Raw genomic sequence first — 7488 nt, forward strand, 5'->3', positions numbered from 1 at the left:
ACCAAACAAACCAACTGAAAAACGTGTAAACAGCGTACCAGTACAAGTAGAATTCAACTTTACTAAACGTCTAGAAGGACGTGAGCTTAAAGCCAACGAATTCAGCTTCGTACTTAAAGATTCAGAAGGTAAAGTTGTTGAAACTGTAAGCAATGATGCATCTGGTAACGTTAAGTTCTCTAAACTTGAATTCAAGAAAGAACAAGCGGGAGTTCACAACTTCACAGTTGAAGAAGTGAAAGGTACTGATGGAACTGTCACTTATGATGAGATGAAAGCAGTAGTAACTGTAGAAGTTAAACATGACGGAACAGCGAAAGCTCTTATCACTAACGTAACTGATCCAGCAGATAAAGAATTCAATAATACAGTTCGCCCACCAGAAACTCCAGAATTCAACCCAGAGAAATACATCTTGAACGAATCTAAATTCGATCTTACAGGTGTGAAACTTCTCGACGATGATGACGAGTTGAAGAATAAAGTTGCGGACACAAATGCGAACCCTTACGTTGATAAGACTGATAACAACGAAGCTCAAAATATCAATACGAAGACACTCAAGAAAGGTGATAAAGTATACTACCAAGTATGGTTGGATACAACTAAATTCACTGAAGCACACAATATTCAATCTGTTGGTGTTACAGATAAATATGATAGTGCGAACTTGACTGTCAACGGAGCTGGTATTAAGGCATACGACTCTGTAACAGGAGAAGATGTAACAGCTAAGTTTGATATCAAGGTTGAAAACGGTGTGATTACTGCAACATCTAAAGCAGACTTGACTAAGTCACTTGGAGACGCAGAAAATACACAAGTTATCGACACAACTAAGTTGGCCTTTGGACGTTACTACAAGTTTGAAATTCCTGCAGAAATTAAACAATCTGCTCAAGATGGTGTGGACATTGAAAATACAGCTTCACAAATCGTACACCAATACGATCCAACTAAGAAGACTGTAGAAAAACCAGAAAAACCAACTGAAAAACGTGTAGTCAACATTCCAGTTAAGGTTCAATTCCAATTTACTAAGAAATTGGAAGGTCGTGCATTGAAGGCTGGTGAATTCAGCTTCGTTCTTAAGGACGAAAAAGGAAATGTGATCGAAACCGTAACCAATGATGCGGCTGGTAAGATCACCTTCTCAAATCTTGAATTCAAACGTGGTGAAGAAGGAACTCATCTCTACCATGTAGAAGAAATCCGTGGCACAGATTCTAGCGTTGAATACGATAAGATGGTTGCCACTGTGGGTATTATGATTAACAAAGACGGTAAAGTATTGACGGCTATTACTCAGTTGCCAGAAGATACAGAGTTTAACAACACTGTTATTCCGCCAACAACACCGCCAAATACACCACCAACAACACCACCGAATACACCGCCGACAACACCACCGAATACACCACCGAATACACCACCGAATACACCACCAACACCTACAACTCCTCCAGCTCCAGCACTTCCTGAAACTGGTGAAGAACAATCAGCATCTGCTGCATTGTTAGGTGCTGCACTTGGTATGGTTGGCCTTGCGGGACTTGCAAAACGCAAAAAACGCGAAGACTAAAATTGAAAGAACGGAGCTCTTTCTAAGGGATTCTTAGGATAGTTTTGACTTCATTATAAAAGGACTAGGATGAGATCACATTTCTGAGATCAGATAGCTGAACGAGGGTGTGATGGGAATGATTAGCTCTTTTGAGCAGTCGGGATTCTTCCCGACTGCTTTTTGTGTGGAGCGGGGAAGTTTCCCTTATTTTTCAAATAGTTTGAGATTTCTCTTTTTAGAAATAAAGAGTTCTAATTTATTTTTTTCTATTTAATAAATATAAAAGGAGAACAAGCTGGTTCCAAACAGATGAGAAAATATAGAAATAGTTATTTATCTTTTCGTTCTTCCAGCTTAAAGTTCTGTTTTAAAAAAGAGTCTCCTTGTACATTTATAAATATTTGTTTGTTATAGGGGGAGTGATAAAGAAGTTAGAGATCAATAACTAGAGCTATCAAATGTTGGTAAAAAAGTATAGAGAAAAAAGCAAAATAATTGGTATAAATAACATGTTTAAAAAAGGCGAACTCAAAGTGCATAAATGAAAAAAACCACAAAAAATGTTCGTGTTTTCTCTATTTTTTTTGCAAATAAATCACAAAAAAAGACAATATTACGATGTTTTTCACGATATTTACGACACATTGATATTTGAAAGTTTATTTTTGATAAAATTACTTTGTAACAAAAATATTTTTTAAAAGGAGTTTTATGGATATGAGGGATATATTCAATCGACGTCAAAGGTTTTCCCTTCGGAAATATTCTATTGGCGTTTGTTCCGTATTGTTGGGAACGGCCTTGTTTGCAGCTGGTTCTCAGACGGTTTTGGCCGATGAAGTTGAAAATCCTGCTGACTCGTCTTCAGATATAATTTCTAGTGAGGCGACATCAGACAAAGAGATTGCTCTTTCAAAACCGGTCACAGGAGAATCGTCTGTCCCAACTTCATACAATGTTGCTGCAGTTGTACAACCTTCTGTAGCTACTGATTCGCAACATGAGGGTGATAAAGAAGCAGGGAAGGAAGCTACAGCTGAGCCAACTGAAACTGTATTTCGTGAAGCAACAGGTACGAGTGGTTTTCGTAATAGTGGTGAAGTAACTTCACGTGTGGTCTCAAACTGGAATGGTTTTGTTTCTGCATTGAATGATAATTCTATTCAGAATATCACCATTTCAGGAAACGTCGTAGCGACTGGAGATAATGGTAATACTGATAATGGTCGTGTGAATTCGGTTGACCGTACAGTTGCGATCAATTCACAAGGCCGTAATGTAGTTATCCAAGGTCGAAATGATCAAGCAGGCTTGGATCTATTATCAAATAGCTTGAAGTTTACAGGTTCAAGTGCATGGAATTTGGTCTTCAAGAATCTTCAACTTGCTACGGGGAACTCAAAAGGTGCTGTTGATCTTTCTTCAACAACAGGTGCCAATACCGTTACATTTGAAAATGTAAAAAGTCAAGGTTCGTCTCTTTATGGTGGTGGCGGGAATACCGACGTCATTGTAAAAGGGGAAACAAGTTCGACTGTTAGTGATAGCTACCGTTCTGCAAACGGTCAGACTCAGTATGTGCAACGGAATGTTGGATCTGCTGGGCACTCAGTATTGCGACGTGAAGCAAATATTCACGATGCTAAATCTGTCACAGTTGCTGACGGAGCGAGTTTGACCTTGAATCGTTCTTCACAAGGGGACGGTATCAACCTTGCAGGTGGTTCAACTGTTCGTGTAAATGATGGAGCAAGCCTCACCATTAACATGAATACGAACAATGGAACGGAAAGTGCTCGTTACCATAATGCTGGGATCTTCATGGAACATGGAGGAACGGTCGTAACTGGTAAAGATTCGAAACTTATTCTAAATACAAGCATTGGTCAGGCCATCTCACTTGGAATGGGACGTCCAGCAGATGGTTTAACACACCTAGATCGCTGGGGAGGCTACGGAACAGGAAATGCCTTCCGTCGAAATGGAAAGAGTAGTCTTACCATTGGAGAACATGCAAGCTTCAATTTCACTGGTCGTGATGGATTGGTTTTTGGAAATAACGCAACCTTCACAACTGGAGAGAACTCACGCGTTCGTTTTGAAAACAAGGGGCGTGGAACAGCTATTGATTTTGGAGACAACTCGCGCGTAGTATTTGGTAAGAAATCAACGAATACCTTCCACTCTGTAGGAAAAGGTCCTAAGAGTGGTGGAGGACCTTCAGGAAGTTACAATGCCTACAACTATATTGGTTTGAATGAAAATGGCTCTATTTTAGTAGATGATTATGCAACTTTCCGTGTTCAAATGGATAATCGTGGAGCCAATCCTTGGGATGATGTCATCAACTTGGATTCAAAACATGGTCGGAAAGATCAGCCGTTATTCCAAGCGAATAAAGGTTCAATTGTTGACGTTCGCGATGATAATACGGACTATTATGCAGAGCTCATTTCGGTGCCACTTGGTGCAAGTACGAATGTAGTCTTCCAATTCAATAATCCACTCTATGTTTCCTTTATGCGTTACACAAATTCTGAAGGACGCTCGGCTGGAGAGATTACAGGTAAGCTTCCATTTGGAATTGCCCAAGGAAACAATCCAGAACAAATTGGTCATGGTAATATTCTTTACATTTCTAATGGTTCAAGAGAATCTGGTAACCATATTGAATTTAATGGACCAACTGGTACTCGTGTAAACCGTGGTGCTGGTACTTATACAGTATACTCACTGAACCGTGATGGTCGAGATGTTGTGAGCAAAAACAGGATGAGTTCAGTTTGGACAGATATCCAAGGTGGGGTAATGAGTATTGCCGGCTTTAAACCTGGTGGAAAACCAGAAATCAATCCTAGCTCATCCACCTCTGTTCAAACAGGTTCTTCTTCAGGTGGGGTTCTTGCAACGGATAAGACATATGGAATTGATCCAGTCACAGCAAACCGCCAAAACATCTGGGTATCTAACGGAACCAGCATTAATCCACAGGCAACCCATACAAATACGATTCGTTACGTTTATGAAGATGGTTCACCTGTTTTAGATGCAAATGGAAAACCAAAAGTTGTTGTTCAAACATCGGATTGGAAACGTCTATTAGAAGTGGCAATTGATCAAGATCAATTCAAGAAGGTGCTGAAGAGTTCCAGCGTAGCGAATGGAGATGAATTCTTGGCTGCCTACGGTAAGACAGAATATATCGTCCGTGATATTGATGGGGATGGCATTGGAGACACTGGCTGGCAACTTGCGGGTACTACAAATAGTAAGGCAACCTATGATACTGTTGTCTCGCCTGAAGTTGAAGGCTATAAAGCTGAAATTCTATCTACGAACGTACCAGGTTTGGCAGTAGGAACGAAAGCTAGCCGTGTAACGGTGACATTTAATCCTGCAAATATTAAAGATGATGTTGTTGTGACTCAAGGTGGTCGTCGCACAGTCTCAGAAACATATTGGCGGAACATTGTAGACAATGTCCAATTGACGAATTATGAGACAGTTGTCGTTTATAAGCAAGATAAGCAAAAAGCAAGTGTTAAATATGTTAACGTCACTTCAAACATCGAACTTGCAAAAGATGAGATGGAAGGCCGTGGTGGAGCTCTGATTGAGTACAGTACTGCTGATAGAATTACTGCTTATAAGAAAGCAGGTTATCGACTTCTTGAAGATGGCTTTACCAATGCTGCAGATAAGCATTATGATTCAAATCCATCTGTGGATCAAGAATTTGTCGTTACTCTTGAAGAACGGATCGAACCAGTTACTCCACAAGATCCGAAACCAGTTCCAGGTATTCCAGTAACTCCAGAGGATCCAGCTAGTTGGCCAAAAGAAGTCAAGGATATGAAAGAGCTGGAACGTACAGCAACTCAAACCATCCGCTTTAGAGAAGAAGGAAGTGGCAAAGAAGTCTTCAAGACTATTACGCGGAAGATTACCTTTGAAAGAACAGCTTATGTCAACTTAGTAACAGGCAATATTACTTACTCTTCATGGAGAATTGGTAAAGTTGTAGACGTTGATGCTCCTGTTCAGCCAGTTAATGGTGCAGCTGCTACTGGAGATGCAGTAGCTAACCGTCGTGTGGCAAGAAGTCTACCAGCAGAATATGAAGTTGCTTCTACTGAGGATTACGAAGATCTTCCAGTTGAGTCTCCTACTCCTGTAGCAGAAGAGCCAAGACCATCAGCAACAGTTGAAGCAAGTGTAGAGCGCCTACCGGAAGAGCCAGTAGCGACTCCAGTGGCCCCTCAACCAGAGGTTTCAACAGAAGCTAGCCCTAAACCAGTAGCTCCTACAACTGCGATTCGTGTTAACACGCCTAAAGCAACTGCAACTGTCACGAACCCAGTCTATACTGGCAAACGTGCCTTGACTCGTGGTCGATACAGTCGTCGTCCGCCAAAAATTTAGTAAAGTTTGGAACTAGGTAGATGGCATAGTTGTGCTCTCCTTAGTGGGGAGTCACAGCTATCCATTTGCTACTATAAAAGTAAAAAGGAGAAAGAAATGAGTTTTGATCGAAAACAACGATTTTCAATTCGTAAATATTCTGTCGGAGTAGCCTCAGTTTTGATTGGTACTATTTTGGCAGGAACTACTATTGCATCTGCTGACACAGAAGTGAAGGTAGATGAAGCTTCTTCATCTTCAACTTCGGTTGCCCCAGAAAGTCCAGTGAAGGAAGCAGCCTCCGTTTCGAATACCGAGAACGTTTCTACCTATACTGCTGAGCCAGCAATTTCTTCACCGAATTTAAATCCAGTAGAAAAGAATGAAGAAGCACTTGCTTCTGAAAAAACTACTGAAGCACCAGCAAAAGAAGTTGCTGAGGTAGAGAAAAAAGCGAATGTAGTAGAAGCTAAAACAGAAGCTAAGGTTGAGGAAACTAAAAAAGAAGCTAAAGTCGACACCAAGGTAGAAGAAGCGAAAGAAGAAAGCAAGTCTATCCCAACAGTTGAAGATGCTGAAAGTAAAGCGGTAGTTTCGGAGAAAGCGGAAGAAAAAGCAAGCGAAACAGCGACACCTTCAGTAAAAGATAAGATTGTTGTAGATAAAAAAGTCCCAGGTTTGGACTTGGAAAATGCGACTGTTAATCCGAATGGAGGATACGATATCCAGCTTACAAAAGAAGCACAAGAAAAATTCCGTACTTCATTAGAAGCTTATATCGCTCATCGTCGCAATTACAATCGCAGAGGTAGCTTCCGTGCTGCAGGGGATGCGACTTCAACTGATCCTGACTATGAATTTAAGAAAGTCATGACACCAGTTCTTCCTGGTTTTTATGCAGACAAAGCGAGTATCGAAGCTCTTGTTGTCGATCCGACAAATATTGACGACTATGTTTTCAACGTTTGGTATAAAAAGCTTGGTTATGTTACTTATGTAGATGAACAAGGGAACTATATTACTCCAGCGGGTGAAGTAACTTCTAAACAGGAAGAATCTGCTAGAAATCAATACGCTAATGATCCATCTGATCCAACTCGTGCATGGTTCACAAATGTACCATCTGTACCAACAGGTTGGGAAATTAAACCAGGTCAATCCATTTATGGCTATGACGAAACTCGTAAAACAGTCAATCCAAACCATAAAGATGATCTAGACGCGATTGGTCGAGATACTAAGATTGTCATCACCAAGCAAATTCAAAAAGCCATCATTAAATATGTTAATGAAAAAGGCAATACTGAATTGAGCCGTGATCTAGTTTCTGGTAAATCCGGTGAGCTAATCAACTACAGCACAAACGATAAGATTTCTTCTTACCGTCGCCAAGGGTATGAATTGGTCAGCGATGGCTTCTCTGATGCAGCGGACAAGAACTTCGATTCTGATACAAAAGTAGACCAAGAGTTCACTGTTACCCTTCGTGAGCGCATCGAACCAATCGATCCAGACAAACCAAA

At 40.7% G+C, this 7488-nt stretch carries 3 protein-coding genes; all 3 read left to right on the forward strand.

The features are described from left to right. Positions 1–1582 (forward strand): SspB-related isopeptide-forming adhesin (locus tag HMPREF2904_RS05730; protein WP_256263238.1); only part of this gene is annotated, 1582 nt, incomplete at its 5' end. 699 nt (positions 1583–2281) lie between these two features. Further along, positions 2282–5986, forward strand: coding sequence for a mucin-binding protein (locus HMPREF2904_RS05735; RefSeq protein WP_256263239.1), 3705 nt, complete (start codon positions 2282–2284; stop codon positions 5984–5986). A 96-nt stretch (positions 5987–6082) separates the two neighbouring features. Beyond that, the coding region (locus tag HMPREF2904_RS05740; protein WP_141751197.1) for a mucin-binding protein at positions 6083–7488 on the forward strand (1406 nt) is incomplete at its 3' end.

Origin of the sequence: Streptococcus sp. HMSC072G04 (assembly GCF_001813295.1) — a bacterium.
Taxonomy (GTDB): Bacteria; Bacillota; Bacilli; order Lactobacillales; family Streptococcaceae; genus Streptococcus.